The following is a 15,560-nucleotide window of genomic DNA, read 5'->3' as shown; positions in this document are numbered from 1 at the left end:
GAGCCACAGGGCGGGGTAACACTGCCCTGTGGCTTACTTGCTTTAACTGCCTTGAAGGTATTTTTATGGCGGATGAACAACGGGCCGTGTCGCTACCGGCTAAACCGGCACTTTGGAGACGGCCTGCAGTTAGGTCGATTTTCTTTCAGATTCTATTAGTGGTAGGTATAGGCTATTTTGGCTATACCATCTTCCAGAATACACTCAACAATTTGGAACAGCGGGGTATTAGTACCGGTTTCGGTTTCCTGGATCAGGAGGCTGGTTTTGGCATTCTAATGACGTTGGTCCCGTTTGATGAGACTTATACGTACGGCCGCACTTTCTTGGTGGGTCTGTTAAACACCCTGCTCGTGGCGGGTCTGGGTATCTTTTTTGCTACCCTTATCGGCTTTATGATGGGTGTGGCAAGGCTATCCAGCAACTGGATCATCTCCCGGCTTGCTACGGTCTATATCGAGGTGTTCCGCAACATTCCTCTGCTGCTGCAGATCCTGTTTTGGTACTTTGCTGTGCTTCGTCCACTTCCCGGGCCGCGGCAAAGTCTTATTTTGAACGATACCTTTTACCTCAGTAATCGCGGGCTTTATATGCCGAGCCCTGTCTATGAGCAGGGTTTTTGGTTGGTGATGCTTGCCTTGGGGGTAGCGATTGTTGCCAGTATCTTTATTGCCCGCTGGGCACATAAAAGACAAGAGGCGACTGGACAGCAGTTTCACACGGTATTGACAGTGATTGGCCTGGTGATTGGGCTACCACTCCTTGCTTTCCTGGTGATGGGAATGCCCCTTAGTTGGGATTTTCCAGTACTACAGCGTTTTAATATGGCAGGTGGAATGGTCATCATTCCTGAGCTGGCGGCACTGTTAGTGGCATTGAGTATTTACACAGGTGCCTTTATTGCAGAGGCGGTACGCTCCGGTATTCTGGCCGTAAGTCATGGACAAACAGAAGCGGCCCATGCGTTGGGTTTACGCCCTGGTTCCACGCTTCGCTTGGTTATTATTCCCCAGGCACTACGTGTCATTATTCCCCAGTTGACCAGTCAGTACCTGAACTTGACTAAGAACTCCTCACTTGCAACGGCCATCGGCTATCCTGATCTGGTTGCCGTGTTTGCTGGTACTACGCTGAATCAGACCGGGCAGGCGGTTGAGGTTATAGCGATGACCATGGCGGTCTATCTGGCAATCAGCCTGAGTATTTCTATGTTTATGAACTGGTATAACAAGCGCATTCAACTGGTGGAGAGGTAATCTATGTCGGTACATACACCCCACCCAGACCTGCCCCCTCCCGCCAATATTGTCGGTGTCATAGGCTGGTCCAGGAGTAACCTTTTCTCCACGCCGCTAAATACAGCGTTAAGTCTATTTGCCCTCTATCTGATCTATCTGATTGTCCCGCCAATGATCAATTGGATTTTTCTTGATGCCACTTGGGTGGGCGATACCCGGGAGGCATGTGCCTCGGGAACAGGGGCTTGCTGGGTTTTTGTTAAAGTCAGAATAAACCAGTTTATGTATGGCTTTTTCCCTGAAGCGGAATATTGGCGAATCAATCTGGCTTTTGGTCTTTTGGTTGTGCTGGCTATACCGCTGTTTATCAAACGCTTTAAACACAAAGGGCGACTCGCGGCCTTTATTCTGATTTTCTACCCTATCATCACCTTTCAACTCTTCTCAGGTGGGAATTTTGGGCTGACTCATGTTGAAACCAGCAAGTGGGGCGGCCTCAGTCTGACGTTGATCCTTGCTGGAGTAGGCATTGTGGCGTCACTACCGCTTGGTATCGTGTTGGCCCTTGGGCGACGATCCAAGATGCCCATAGTGAAATCGGTCTGCGTCGTGTTTATCGAGTTCTGGCGTGGTGTGCCCTTGATCACTGTGTTGTTCATGTCATCTGTGATGTTGCCTCTGTTTCTGCCTGAGGGGACCAATTTCGATAAGCTATTGCGAGCCATGATCGGTATTGCTCTATTCCAGTCCGCCTATATGGCTGAGGTGATTCGAGGAGGTCTAGCGGCTATTCCAAAAGGACAGTATGAAGCGGCTGAGGCGTTGGGGTTGAGTTTTTGGAAGAGTATGGGACTCATCATTTTGCCCCAGGCGCTGAAATTGGTGATTCCCGGTATTGTTAATACCTTCATCGCCTTGTTTAAGGACACCACGCTGGTATTGATCATTGGTTTGTTCGACTTGCTGGCCATTATCCAACAGGCCTTTGCAGACCCGGATTGGCTGGGCTATTCGATTGAGGGCTACGTATTTGCTGCGTCGATCTTCTGGATCTTCTGCTTCAGCATGTCCCGCTACAGTATGTCCCTTGAAAAGAAACTAAATACCGGCCACGCCCGGTAACCTTAATGAATAAGATTAACGAGTTGGAGACACGCTATGTCTAACACCGACAACGCCAGCAGCCCATCACATGCAAGTGATGACGTGACTATACAGTTGCGTGGAGTTCACAAGTGGTACGGCCAGTTTCATGTGCTGAAGGATATTAATCTGGAGGTTAAGCGGGGTGAGCGGATCGTTATCTGTGGTCCCTCAGGTTCCGGCAAGTCGACCATGATTCGTTGCATCAATCGATTGGAGGAGCATCAGCAAGGGCAGATCATTGTTGATGGCACCGAGCTGACCGATGATGTGAAGCATATCGATCAGGTGCGCAAAGAGGTGGGGATGGTGTTCCAGCACTTCAATCTGTTTCCACATTTGACGGTGCTGGAAAACTGCTGCCTGGCCCCGATTTGGGTGCGCAAGATGCCGCGCAAAGAAGCCGAGGGGGTTGCCATGCGTTATCTGGAAAAGGTAAAGATCCCCGAGCAGGCGAAAAAGTATCCCGGACAACTTTCCGGGGGGCAGCAGCAACGTGTGGCGATTGCGCGCAGTCTCTGCATGAATCCCAATATTATGCTGTTTGATGAGCCGACATCTGCGCTTGATCCGGAGATGATCAAGGAAGTCCTGGATACCATGATCGAGTTGGCTGAGAGTGGCATGACCATGCTCTGTGTTACCCATGAGATGGGTTTTGCCAAGACCGTGGCCAATCGGGTGATCTTCATGGATGGTGGAGAGATTATCGAAGAGAATGAACCCCATGAGTTCTTTAATAATCCCCAATCTGATCGTACTCAGCTTTTCCTGAGTCAGATATTGCAACACTAACCTGTAGGCAGCTCACCATCGGCCTGTAGTGTGCCGATGGTGAGAGTGCCTAGCCTGTCTCAGCCAGCAACTGATCAATCATAGCGATGGCCTGCTGTTCATACCCTCCCCCAAAAAGATTGAGGTGGTTGAGGATCTGGTACAGGTTGTAGAGCGTTTTGCGGGTTTTATAGCCTGCTTCGAGTGGCCAAGCTTCGTTGTAGGCGTCGTAGAACCGTCTTGGAAATCCTCCGAATAACTCAGTCATAGCCACGTCTGTCTCCCTGTCCCCAAAATAGACTGCCGGATCAAAAATGATGGGTTCTCCATTGGTGAGATAGCTCAGATTTCCAGACCAAAGATCGCCGTGTAACAAGGAGGCTGGCGGGACGTGTCCAATCAGTTCGGGTAATTTTTCTTGAAGCCGTTCTCCGCGTGATTGCAGTTTTCCTCCATAGCCCTGTTTGGCGGCAAGCCTGAGTTGATAGCCGAGTCGATTCTGTTGCCAGAAGCGAGGCCAACTATCGCACGATGCGTTTATCTGCAGAGTGCTGCCGATGTAGTTGGTCGCCATTTCTCCATATTGGGTTGAAATCGTGCTATGCATCAATGCGAGTTGTCGTCCGGCTTGTTCCGCGCTGCCGCGGCTGGACATTGTGATAAATTCCAGCACCAGATAGGCGAATTGCTCAGCAATGCCCATGCAGATTACCTTCGGGACCTGAATGCTCTGGCTAGCCGCAAGGGTCTTTAATCCTTCGGACTCGCGTTCAAACATGGACAGACGGGCAGGCCGGTTGAGTTTTACGAAGTAATCTTTATGGTTAGTAGAGAGCTTTATCGTCTCGTTGATACAACCGCCACTAATGATCTGTGTGGTGAAATTACAGGGATGAGTGCCGGTGTGCTTATTTATCTGCCGAAGGATCGAGATCCAGAGCGCTTTTGTCACAGTGGAATCGTTTGTTCTTGCGTAAGCCGGGTGTGTAGTGGGCTACTGCGTGGAAAGTGAGCACGAAGAAATTCCATCTGATCGGCCAGGACATTATGCCCCTGTAAATAGATGTATTCCGCGTGGGTAGGGATAAATGGAATGGCCAGCAGTTCCATATGGGCATCTTCCGGGGTTCGGCCCGCCTTATGATTATTGCAGCGGAGGCAGGCGGTCACTACATTGTTCCAGTGATCAGGTCCGCCTTGACTGAGGGGGCGCACATGATCACGAGAGAGCAGGCGCTTGGGAAAGTGCTGCCCACAGTAGAGGCAGAGGTGCCCATCGCGCTGGAATAGGGTGTGGTTATTCAGGGGGGGTTGGTAATCTTCGCGCATCTTCTCAAGTGCACGGCTGTTACCTTGTGTTGCGATAATTGAGTTGACGTCAACACAGCTTTGTAGGTTTGTCTGTGCATTGATGCCGCCGTGAATGTGATAGATGACTTTACCGCAGGTGTAGGCAATCTGATTGAGAAAGTGGAGACGCACGGCATCACGGTAGTCCACCCATTCAAGTGGCATACCTGCCAAGTCGGTACGTAATATCAGTTGTTGGAAGCCTTCCATTTCAAAAGCCCTGATCACTGCATGTTTAGTTAGCATAGATTTGTAATTGTTGTAAATAGCCCCTCTTCCTATAAAGCAACTTTTGGTGTTATGCGAAAAAGTGTTTTCTGTGGGCTTTCACTGAATCAGACAAAAAAATCGAGTGATTGTCTCAATAATGCTTGACAAAAGTTGATCGGAGTGAAAATGAGGTGTTGTTATGCACAGTTGCAGCGCAGCAAACTAATTTATAGCCAATAACGGATGGCTTGCTATATTAGGTATTTCTTAATATGCATAACTTGTTGATATTATTAGTGTTGTGTTTGTCGGTCATTTTTTTGTCAGATTAACGAAATAGTAAGAAATTAGTGGGCTGTAAGCCCGTTCCAATGTTTTGTTAACAGAGTTATCCACAGGTTCTGTGGATAAATCAAATTCCTCTTTTCTGTTAGGCAGTTAGCGTTTTTTAGCTCGTCAAGTCTCATCTATACGGTGGGCTCACTTTCGCCAATCTTCATCAGATCCCTTGCAATGAGTGTGAAAAGGTTGAGAGTCAGGTAGCATCTCGCCATGCCAGATCAACTGATACTGAGGGTTGCTGTACCGGCGCCCTTATACAATAGTTTTGACTATCTTCCACCAGATGGCACGCTGGCAGAATCGCTCATGCCTGGCGTGAGGGTAAGTGTGCCTTTTGGTCGTGGTGATCGTTGTGGGATCCTTCTGGAGTTATTGACAGAAGGTAATATAGCGGGCCGTCGATTGAAGCGAGCGCACGCTATCCTCGATCAGGCCCCCCTCTTTATGAAGGCTGACTTGGAATTCCTGATCTGGGCTGGTCGGTATTATCAACATCCTGTCGGCGAGGTGATCGCTAATGCCTTGCCGGTACGCCTTCGTAAAGGTGAACCCGCCGCATCGGTAAAAACTACGCGCTGGCATCTTACTGATCTGGGTCTTCTGCAACAGGCCTCTTCTCTAAAGCGTGCACCGAAACAGGCTGCACTGCTTGCGCTGCTAAAAGAGTCCACAAATGGACTCACTAAAGAGCATTTAGCCCATCAGCTCGACACCTATCGATCTCCATTGCTGGCTATGCAACAGAAAGGTTGGGTAGAGGTGCTCGAGCATGATGACCCCGAATCGAGTGCTTCGAGGGGGCAGAGTGCCGCTTATGCATTAAATAGTGACCAGAAGTCGGCTGTTGACGCGGTTGATCTGGGTCGGTTTGGTGCTTATCTACTTGATGGTGTCACGGGCAGTGGCAAGACAGAGGTCTATTTAACCCTTGTTAACGAGGTGATCAGTAAGGGACGGCAGGCTTTGATATTGGTCCCTGAAATTGGATTGACGCCACAACTCATTCGCCGATTTGAAGCGAGATTAGGTCAGGGTGTGGCCGTGCTGCATTCCGGATTAGGAGCGCTTGAGCGAGAACAGGCCTGGCATCTTGCGCGTTTAGGTCATGCGACGGTGGTGTTGGGGACCCGCTCGGCCCTGTTTACGCCCCTCCCCCGGCTGGGTCTTATCGTGGTCGATGAAGAGCATGATCTCTCCTATAAGCAGCAGGATGGGTTCCGTTATTCAGCACGTGATCTTGCGGTGATTCGGGGTCAACGAGGTGATTGTCCGGTGATCCTGGGTTCGGCAACGCCTTCGCTCGAGACCCTGCATAATGCACAGAGTGGACGATACGGCCATTTGAAGCTCACCAGTCGAGCAGGTGAAGCGAAGCTGGCGCAGATGGACCTGTTGGATATTCGATCTGTCAGATTGGAGGCTGGCTTGTCGCCGTTACTGATTGAACAGATTCGGGGGACTTTGCAAGCGGGTAATCAGGCGCTGTTATTTATTAATCGGCGTGGTTATGCGCCGATAGTGACCTGTCATGATTGTGGTTGGGTCGCCGAGTGTCGGCGTTGTGATGCAAGGATGACGCTGCATGGATCAAGCAACATTCTTTGGTGCCATCACTGTGGTTCCCAGCGGCGATTGGATCCGCACTGTCCTGAATGTGGCGCGGATGATCTTCGCTCTCTGGGTCAGGGAACAGAGCGGGTCGAGGAGGTGTTGTCGCAGCTATTTCCCGAGATCGGAATTGTGCGTATCGATCGGGACACGACACGGCGCAAGGGCAGTCTGGACAAGTTGCTTGAGGGTATTCGAAAAGGTAAGTACTCAATCCTGCTGGGAACCCAGATGCTTGCCAAGGGGCATCACTTTCCAGATGTGACCTTAGTCGGCATTCTGGATGTGGATCAGGGTCTGTTTGGTGCGGACTATCGTGCGGCTGAGCGTATGGCCCAGCAGATCGTGCAAGTATCCGGGCGCGCAGGTCGGGCGGAAAAACCAGGGCGTGTACTGATCCAAACCCGACACCCTGATCACCCTATGATGCAACTGCTGATCCGACGTGGTTATGACGCGTTTGCCTCTGAGGCGCTGGCAGAGCGTCAATCGGCAGCGTTTCCGCCATTCAGTTATCAAGTCCTGCTACGGGCTGAAGCGCCCCAAGAATCCGCCCCAAGGGTCTTCCTTGATGAGGCGCATCAGCAGGGAGTTGCTCTTGCTAACGGGCGTGTGGAATTTTGGGGGCCTGTACCGGCACCGATGGAGCGCCGTGCAGGGCGTTATAGAGCCCATCTATTACTGCAGGCACACCAAAGAAGTGATTTACAGCGCCTGCTCGCACAGTGGGTTGTCTCGCTGGCGTCATTGAAATCTGCCCGCCGTGTCCGCTGGTCTGTCGATGTCGATCCGCAGGAGATGCTTTAGGCGTTATTTCTTCGGTTTACAGAGAAAGCGCTCATTTGCCATCTTAGCAAACCACCCTGTTTTTCCTCGGACAGTTACCCTGGCAGCGGCTTTGTTGTATCCTAGCCCGTTTCCCGATTTTCCGTTTTAGGTAAATAATGAAGAACCTGATACAGCAACTGGTTTTGCAGTCCCTGGCTACGATCGCCGCCGAGGGTGTTATTGGTGAGGATCAGATTCCGCAGCCGATCATTGAGCGTACCCGAGATCCAAGTCATGGCGATTTCGCATGTAATGTGGCGATGGTGCTGTCCAAGGCCGCGCGTTGCAAACCGCGAGACCTGGCGGAAAAACTGATAGCAGCCCTACCCGCGTCCGACATCATCGCGAAGGTAGAGATTGCCGGGCCTGGTTTTATCAACTTCACCCTGCAAGAGGGCGCTTACCGGGGTGTGGTCAGCCAAGTGTTGGAGCAGGGTCATAGTTTTGGACTCAGCACACTCGGTCAGGGGAAGCGGGTGCAAGTTGAGTTTGTATCGGCAAATCCAACCGGTCCACTCCATGTGGGCCATGGGCGTGGTGCCGCTTATGGCGCGGTAGTGGCCGATCTGCTTCAGGCGGTCGGCTATGATGTACACCGGGAGTATTACGTCAATGATGCCGGGCGTCAGATGGATATCCTGGCGGCCAGCGTCTGGCTACGTTATCTGGAGCTCTGTGATGAGACTTTTGACTTTCCAGCCAATGGGTATCGTGGAGATTACGTCTGGGATATCGCGGCCACCCTGCATCGCGAGCATGCCGATGCCTACCGCCACGGTGCCGACGAGGTGTTTGACGGTGTTCCCGACGATGAACCCGCCGGTGGTGACAAAGAGAAGCATATCGATGGTCTGATTGAACAAGCCAAGCGTCTGTTGGGAGATAACCGCTATCGGTATGTCTTTGAGCTGGCGCTGAATACCATCCTGGATGACATACGTGATGATCTGGCCCTGTTTGGTGTGACTTATCAGGAGTGGTACTCCGAGCGCAGCCTGACGGATTCTGGCGCGGTTAACAAAACGTTGCAGCGGCTGCGTGATTCCGGCCATGTCTATGAAAAAGGCGGCGCACTTTGGTTCAAGTCTACTGATTTTGGTGATGAGAAAGACCGGGTAGTGGTCAGGGATAATGGCCAGACCACCTATTTCGCCTCTGACATCGCTTACCACATGGACAAGTTGGAACGCGGTTTTGAGCGGGTTATTGATGTTTGGGGCGCCGATCATCATGGCTATGTCCCAAGGGTCAAGGCTGCCATGCAGGCCGTCGGCGATGATCCGTCCCGGCTGGATGTGCTGCTGGTTCAGTTTGCCATTCTCTATCGTGGTGGCGATCGGGTACAGATGTCGACCCGTTCGGGCTCTTTTGTAACATTACGGGAACTGCGCAAGGAGGTAGGTTCAGATGCCGCTCGTTTCTTCTATGTGATGCGTAAGTGTGAGCAGCATATGGACTTCGATCTGGATCTGGCCAAATCACAATCGAGCGATAACCCGGTGTATTATGTTCAATACGCCCACGCACGGGTTTGTAGTGTGCTGCGACAGGCCGCGGAAAAGGATATTTCTGTGGATATCACCGCTGGTGATGAGAATCTGGATCGGTTAGTTGAAACTCATGAGCAGGATCTGTTGAAGACGCTGGCCCGCTATCCCGAAGTGGTCGAAAATGCGGCGCTCAATGAAGAGCCGCATCAATTGACTCACTACGTACGGGATCTGGCGAACGATTTCCACACCTACTACAACGCCCATCAGTTCCTGGTGGATGATGTGGCACTGCGTGATGCGAGGATCAAATTGATTTTGGCCGTGCGCCAAGTGTTAAAGAATGGCCTTAACCTGCTGGGGGTCTCCGCACCGGAGAAGATGTAATGCCGCGGGATTATAAGAGTCGGGTCGCCCCTCAGCGGAAAGGAAAAAAACCGCCTGTCTCGGGTTGGGTATGGTTTGTGGGTGGCTTGTTGGTGGGGTTGTTTGTTTGCCTGCTGGTTTGGCTGAAGTTGAGTCCATCCGATCCCGTCAAGCCAAGGCCCTCGGTGGTCACGCGCAAGCACTCTGAAGCGCCAGCAGAGGTGTCGCCTGATCCGGTCAAGCCGACTGAGTCGACGGCCCCTAAACCTCGCTTTGATTTCTATACCATCCTTCCTGAGATGGAAGTTGTGGTACCTGACCCAGAACCAGAAGCTGTGTCGCCGCCAACCAAACCAGGGGCTGCCCCTGTGGTGAACGCCGATTCGAAGACCACTTCGGGCTCGGCTTATTACATGCTGCAGATGGGGTCATTTCGTAAATACGCGGATGCTGACAAACTCAAGGCGAGTCTCGCGTTGGTGGGTATTGAGGCGGAGATCCAGCGCTTCACGCTCGACGGTGGGGAGGTCTTTCACCGGGTCCGCAGCGGTCCTTACACCAGCGGGCAAGTGAACGCGCTACGCGCACGACTCAGCCAAAACAACATCAGTAGTTTGATTATCAAGCTGAAAAAATGATAACGAGCATCGGCGTATTATTGTGGCCGATCACCTATCCATTCATACCATTCCATCTGTGCCGGTGCGCATTTCCCGCAACTGCTGCCGCAGGCTACCTGTGATACAAGTCGCCTGACTTTACCCTTGCGAATCCAGGTCTCCAGCATGCCCCGGGTTGCGTCTTGCGAGGCGCCAAAGTGCAGGGCAATATCAGACAGACAGACTTGCTGTCGCTGTTGAAGATAGCGTCTGATGTCAGAGAGGATCATGCAGCGGCCTTTTTGTGAACGCTAGCGGTTGCCTCCGTGTCTCGCTGGCCCCATTTTCTAAGACCGATGAAGGTGGCGGCCATAGCGGCTAGCAAGCCGATAATCCATGCCGTAGAACTGGTAGTATGTTGGCTGAAGGTGGCTGCCTGATAATAGAGGGTCGATGCAGAGTAGGCGACACTGGTTGTCCAGATCGCCACAAAGCCCGCCCAAGCCCCACCGGCTTCTCGTACAATTGCGCCGATAGTTGCCACACAGGGGAAATAAAGCAGGATGAACAGCAGGTAGGCGAACGCACCCGCCTGACCATCAAACCGGGCGGCCATGGCACCAAATACATCGGTGCTGACGGCCTGTGATTGGGCGGCGTTCTCAATGTTGCTAATGTCCCCCAGATCGAGTCCTAGCGGATCAAGAATGTTGTCTCGAATGGCGGCAAGATTCTCTGGAATGGTGGCAACGGCTTCACTGAGACGGGTCCAGATGTTGAACGGTTCTTCGGTTTCACTCACGCCAGCATCCTGCTCAGCCAGTCGGGTATAGATGGAGTCGAGCGTTCCTACAACGGCCTCCTTCGCCAGGATCCCAGTGAAGATGCCAACGGTTGCCGGCCAGTTCTCTTCGCGGATGCCCAACGGAGTGAATATTGGTGTGACTGCCTTGCCCATCGCACTGAGGATGGATTGGTTGGTGTCCTTGTTGCCAAAATTACCCTCAGTATCGATGGCATTGAGGATGTTCAGCGCCAGTACCATTAAGACGATGACCTTCCCGGCGTCACGAATGAACAGTTTTACCCGGTCCCAAGTGCGTAACATCACCCCTTTAAGGGTGGGTAGGTGGTAGGGGGGCAACTCCATCATGAAGCCGCTGCTCTCTCCCGTCAGAAGGGTACGTCGCATAATCATGCCGGTCAGGACGGCCACGGCAATGCCTACCAGGTAGAGCAGGAATACCAGGTTCTGGCCATTGCTTGGGAAAAAGGCCGCCGCGAAAAGGGCATAGACCGGAAGTCTGGCGCCGCAGGACATGAAGGGGTTCATCAGAATGGTGAGCTTGCGCTCCCGTTGATTCTCCAGGGTGCGCGTTGCCATCACCGCCGGCACATTGCAGCCAAAGCCAACAATCAAAGGTACAAAGGCCTTGCCTGGGAGACCGATGGTGCGCATGGCCCTGTCCATCACAAAGGCTGCACGGGCCATGTAGCCGGTATCTTCCAGTACCGACAGAAACAGATAGAGGCAGGCGATAATGGGTATGAAGGTGGAGACTACCTGTATACCACCGCCAAAACCATCTGCCAGGAATACTCTGACCCAGGTGGGCAATCCCCAGGTTGAAAGAAGGCTATTGACCCCCTCCACCATAAAGGCACCCACGGCAATGTCGAAGAAGTCGATAAAAGCGCCGCCAATATTGATCGTGAACATGAACATCAGGTACATCAACAGCATGAAGATGGGAATGCCGACGACCTTGTTAAGAACGACGTTATCGATACGGTCTGAAAGTGTCTTTCCCACCATGCCGCGTTCGCGGATGACGCGTTGTGACAGGCTGTGTGCGTGGCTGTATCGAGCGTCAGCAATATGGATGTCGGCCTCTTCGTCGGCCCGGTCCTGTATGTGGGATTGCCACGTTTCGACCAGCGGCCGGATTGACTCGCCGGCTATTTTTTCGGCGTGTTCATCCCCCTCCAGTAGTTTGAGGGCAAGCCAGCGTCTATTGGCCTGTACGGGAATAGCGTGCATCTGTGCCGTGATGTCGGTGATCGCCTGCTCGACATGATCTTCATGGGTGACCTGGAAGGATTGTTCCGGCTGGCCAATCAATGCTTTGACTGCCTGTTTCAGCTGATCAAGGCCTTCACCGGTAACAGCAACAACGGGTATGACCGGGCAGCCAAGCTCCTGACTGAGCAGCTCAATATCCACTTCAATGCCCCGCTTTCGGGCCACATCCATCATGTTCAGAGCGACAATAATGGGAATCCCCATCTCCCGTAATTGCACGGTGAAATAGAGATTGCGCTCTAAATTGGAGGCGTCCAACACATTAATAATCAGTTGAGCGTCGCGGGAGAGTAGGTAATCGCGGGTAACCTGCTCATCGATGGAGGAGGCATCCAGAGAGTAGATGCCGGGAAGATCAACTATCGCTATATCTTCACCCTGTAGGTGAAAACGTCCTTCTTTGCGGTCTACGGTGACGCCCGGCCAATTGCCAGTCTTTTGGCGGATACCGGTGAAGGCGTTAAATAGGGCTGATTTCCCACAATTGGGGTTGCCCCCCAGGGCGATGGTGATCACGATCTTCTCCGCTGACCGGCTTAAGCCCCGGTCACTGGGCAGGTGTTAGCGATTGAGCGGTTGCATCAGCAGCTTGTCGGCAACGCTGCTTCCGAGGGCTACCCGGGTTCCGGCAGTGGCCACGACCACGCCCCTATTGCGCTGTTGTAAGACGCTGATCTCGGAACCGACACGTAAGCCGAGTCCCAGTAAGCGTCGGGCCAGTCCTCGATCTCCCTGAATTTTGGTAATACGGGCGTGCTGACCAGCGGGAATGTGGTCCAGGGTCATGGGGTTGTCCAATGAAAGGGCGGTGTCCATTACTGCTACATCTCAATAAGAATGATTAGTGTTACACTTTAGCATCGATGTATATCAGTAACAACTGATCAACCCAAAAAAAGCATCATTTATGTATGGAAATTTGCCTCCGGCTGATCAAGATCAGTTGATTGGTTTACGCAGCAGGTCGACACGGGAGGGTTTTAGGAAGTGGGCGCCCTCTGAGGTCATGTGACGGTTGAAGGCATTGCGAATTCGCCGATAGGTAATGTCGTCAATCTGGTGGTTGGTGTGTGTGACTTGAATCATGCGGTCATCAAATTCGGCAAAATCCTTGTAGTGACCGGGCGCATTGAAGAAGCGCTGCTCAATCAGCTCGAGTTTGCCCTTCTCCACCACGTTTTTCAGCGCGTCAAAGGCGGCGATACGAACCTGTTTTTCATCATGGAAGAGGCGGAGGATATCGTTGAATTCACCTGCATAGACGGGTTCTGAAATATAGGCCACTCCCCCCGGCTTAAGTACGCGCGCTATCTCAGAGAGTCCTTGCGCCATCAGGGGCATCGGGACATGGTGGAGTGATTTGAGCATCAGTACCACATCGATGCTGTTGTCATCCTGTTCAATCGCTTCAGCACCACCCAGACAGAATGTGACAGTCGGCAGGTCATCTATCAGCAGATTCTTTTCATGCTGTATGCTATCCACTTCTGTAGCGATGATCTGACGTGGGTGAAAACGTTCGGCGAGTTGCCTTGTCATCCAAGCGCGTCCGCACCCCAGTTCCAGTATCAGGCTGTCCTGCAGAGGGAGCAGCTGCTGAATAATGTCCAGTTCTGTGGCAGTCTGGTAATTATCGGGGTCGTCAATCTTCATGTGGTGCGTCCTCTTTTTCGCATGTTTAGGTGTGGACGTTATTATCACCGAGTCATCAGCGCCACGCTCCACTTTTGTCGATAGGATGATGCCAGGTGTTTGACAACACAATGAGAAAACACAATCTGAAACAACGAGCCAGGCTTTGGGTATCAGAGCAGCTGGATCAAATGCGTCTCCACCTTTCCCGCCCAGATGCACTGATCCATCTGGCCTTGCTGGGTCTGCTTACGGGTCTCTTGGCAGGTGGGCTGATCGTTCTGTTCCGGGTGGTTGTGGAACAGACACAAGCCGGCTTTCTGCCCGGAGGGTTGTCAGAGAATTATGAGGGTCTGGCTCCCTGGCTCCGCTTTCTGTTGCCCATTGCAGGTGCTCTGTTCATCATCTGGTTTTTTTATCATTTTGCCAAAGGGACTACAGTCCTGGGTGTGAGTTATGTAATGGAACGGATGGCCTATCATCAAGGCTATCTGACCTTGCGTGCATTGTTACTTCAATTTGTTGGGGCTACGGTAGCTATTATTAGCGGCCACTCAGTGGGACGTGAAGGACCGCATATCCTCTTGGGTGCGGCTACCGGAAGTTTGTTGGGGCAGTATTTGAGTTTGCCGAATAATAGTATCCGCACCTTGCTGGGCTGTGGCACGGCCGCGGGTATTGCCGCGTCATTTAATACCCCGCTGGCGGGTGTGATCTTCTCACTTGAAGTGGTAATGATGGAGTACTCACTGGCCAGCTTTATCCCGGTTATCCTGTCAGCGGTAACCGCTACGGGGGTTTCTATACTGGTCTTTGGCGATACACCCGCATTTGAGATCCCGACGCTGGTTATGGGTTCGTTGAGTGATATCCCAATTGTTTTGGTGCTTGGGCTGATAGTGGGTGCAGTGGCGGCCCTGTTTATCTTTATGATGAGGATAACGGCCGAGCGCTCCATGAATAGACCCTTCTGGCAGCGTATTTTGATCGCAGGGCTATTGCTGGGAGTATGTGCCACAGTGGTGCCACAGGTAATGGGCATTGGCTATGACACCGTTAACAGTGCCCTGCTGGGAGAGATCGGTCTCGGTGTGTTGTTGCTGGTCTTAGTGGCAAAATTTCTCGCGACTATCGCCTCTCTGGGGCTGGGTATACCAGGGGGTAATATTGGGCCATTACTATTTTTGGGTGCCTGCTTAGGGAGTTTGACCGGTCAAGTTGTTACAACCCTGTTTCATCACGATACCTTGGATGTAGGGTTCTATGCCTTGCTTGGCATGGGGGCAATGATGGGCGCAACCCTCCAGGCACCCTTGGCGGCGTTGACCGCTATGATGGAGTTGACCCGCTCGCCGCAAATTATCATGCCTGGAATGCTGGTGATTGTGGTGGCTTCGTTGACGGCAAGTGAGGTTTTCCGGCAACAGTCGCTGTTTCTTACTTTACTGCGGGCTATAGGAAAAGATTTTGATACCAACCCGGTGATGCTGGCTTTGCGTCGTGTCGGTGTGGCCAGTGTGATGCATAAACGCTTCGCGCGGCCAGATCGTTTGCTTAGCAGAGGAAAGGCCCATGAGCTACTGAAGGCTGAACCTGACTGGTTGCTGATACAGGGAGATGATGGACCGATCAGTCTCATGCAGGCGGTGGATCTGGTCCGTTATCTACAGATAGAGGTCGATCTACCGGATGACGAGGAGGTCGATCTTCTGGCTATCCCTGCACATCGAATGGATAGTAAGCCTATCTATCTTCAAGCGACGTTGCATGAGGCGATGGCGCTTTTTCAACGTGGAGCAGAGGCGCTTTATGTGGAACGCATGACGGCCCCTGGGATCAAGAGGGTCTATGGCATTCTAACGAGGGACCTAGTGGAGACGGCCTACAAAATCTGAAT

At 52.2% G+C, this 15,560-nt stretch carries 13 protein-coding genes; 7 read left to right on the top strand and 6 right to left on the bottom strand.

Annotated elements, in window-relative coordinates; translation table 11 throughout:
- The first annotated feature begins 65 nt into the window (after positions 1-65).
- The 3 genes from FHP88_RS04500 to FHP88_RS04490 are packed head-to-tail and all read left to right on the top strand — an operon-like array spanning position 66 to position 3,176.
- Positions 66-1,256: an amino acid ABC transporter permease gene (locus FHP88_RS04500; protein ID WP_144357820.1), complete on the top strand. Its 1,191-nt coding sequence runs from the start codon at positions 66-68 to the stop codon at positions 1,254-1,256.
- Between the two features lie 3 nt (positions 1,257-1,259).
- Positions 1,260-2,360 carry an amino acid ABC transporter permease gene (locus tag FHP88_RS04495; protein ID WP_144357819.1) on the top strand — a complete coding sequence of 367 codons (1,101 nt, stop codon included), beginning with the start codon at positions 1,260-1,262 and terminating at the stop codon, positions 2,358-2,360.
- A 36-nt stretch (positions 2,361-2,396) separates the two neighbouring features.
- On the top strand, positions 2,397-3,176 hold the full coding sequence (locus FHP88_RS04490) for an amino acid ABC transporter ATP-binding protein (protein WP_144357818.1): 780 nt from the start codon (positions 2,397-2,399) through the stop codon (positions 3,174-3,176).
- A gap of 49 nt (positions 3,177-3,225) precedes the next feature.
- Here FHP88_RS04490 and FHP88_RS04485 read toward each other — a convergent pair whose 3' ends face one another.
- The gene (locus FHP88_RS04485) at positions 3,226-4,107 is read right to left on the bottom strand and encodes a fructosamine kinase family protein (protein ID WP_144357817.1); all 882 of its coding nucleotides are present in this window, start codon (positions 4,105-4,107) and stop codon (positions 3,226-3,228) included.
- Positions 4,104-4,715, bottom strand: coding sequence for an HNH endonuclease (locus FHP88_RS04480; protein WP_144358230.1), 612 nt, complete (start codon positions 4,713-4,715; stop codon positions 4,104-4,106). The genes FHP88_RS04485 and FHP88_RS04480 overlap by 4 nt, the downstream gene beginning before the upstream one ends.
- A gap of 552 nt (positions 4,716-5,267) precedes the next feature.
- On the opposite strand from FHP88_RS04480, the gene FHP88_RS04475 reads away from it, so the two are divergent.
- From FHP88_RS04475 to FHP88_RS04465, 3 genes are all read left to right on the top strand, one after another.
- Positions 5,268-7,472, top strand: coding sequence for a primosomal protein N' (locus FHP88_RS04475; RefSeq protein WP_144357816.1), 2,205 nt, complete (start codon positions 5,268-5,270; stop codon positions 7,470-7,472).
- A 137-nt stretch (positions 7,473-7,609) separates the two neighbouring features.
- Positions 7,610-9,370, top strand: a complete 1,761-nt coding sequence (gene argS, locus FHP88_RS04470) for an arginine--tRNA ligase (protein WP_144357815.1) — start codon at positions 7,610-7,612, stop codon at positions 9,368-9,370.
- Positions 9,370-9,987 (top strand): SPOR domain-containing protein, encoded by a 618-nt coding sequence (locus FHP88_RS04465; protein ID WP_144357814.1) that lies wholly within the window; start codon positions 9,370-9,372, stop codon positions 9,985-9,987. Before argS ends, FHP88_RS04465 begins: the two co-directional genes overlap by 1 nt.
- A 17-nt stretch (positions 9,988-10,004) precedes the next feature.
- On the opposite strand, the gene FHP88_RS04460 is transcribed toward FHP88_RS04465, so the two are convergent.
- The 4 genes from FHP88_RS04460 to FHP88_RS04445 form a co-directional block, all read right to left on the bottom strand.
- On the bottom strand, positions 10,005-10,238 hold the full coding sequence (locus tag FHP88_RS04460) for a FeoC-like transcriptional regulator (RefSeq protein ID WP_144357813.1): 234 nt from the start codon (positions 10,236-10,238) through the stop codon (positions 10,005-10,007).
- The gene (gene feoB, locus FHP88_RS04455) at positions 10,235-12,547 is read right to left on the bottom strand and encodes a Fe(2+) transporter permease subunit FeoB (RefSeq protein WP_260843157.1); all 2,313 of its coding nucleotides are present in this window, start codon (positions 12,545-12,547) and stop codon (positions 10,235-10,237) included. Before feoB ends, FHP88_RS04460 begins: the two co-directional genes overlap by 4 nt.
- Positions 12,548-12,592: 45 nt before the next feature.
- Positions 12,593-12,847: a FeoA domain-containing protein gene (locus FHP88_RS04450; RefSeq protein WP_144357811.1), complete on the bottom strand. Its 255-nt coding sequence runs from the start codon at positions 12,845-12,847 to the stop codon at positions 12,593-12,595.
- A 123-nt stretch (positions 12,848-12,970) separates the two neighbouring features.
- The gene (locus FHP88_RS04445; RefSeq protein ID WP_144357810.1) at positions 12,971-13,684 is read right to left on the bottom strand and encodes a class I SAM-dependent methyltransferase; all 714 of its coding nucleotides are present in this window, start codon (positions 13,682-13,684) and stop codon (positions 12,971-12,973) included.
- Between the two features lie 110 nt (positions 13,685-13,794).
- Here FHP88_RS04445 and FHP88_RS04440 point away from each other — a divergent pair, with 110 nt between their 5' ends.
- A complete protein-coding gene (locus FHP88_RS04440) occupies positions 13,795-15,558 on the top strand; it encodes a chloride channel protein (RefSeq protein ID WP_144357809.1) in 1,764 nt (587 codons plus the stop codon).
- The last annotated feature ends 2 nt before the right edge of the window (positions 15,559-15,560 follow it).

Source organism: Sedimenticola selenatireducens (assembly GCF_007625115.1).
In the GTDB taxonomy this organism is placed as follows: Bacteria; Pseudomonadota; Gammaproteobacteria; order Chromatiales; family Chromatiaceae; genus Sedimenticola; species Sedimenticola selenatireducens_A.
This window is presented reverse-complemented; position numbering and strand designations above follow the sequence as displayed.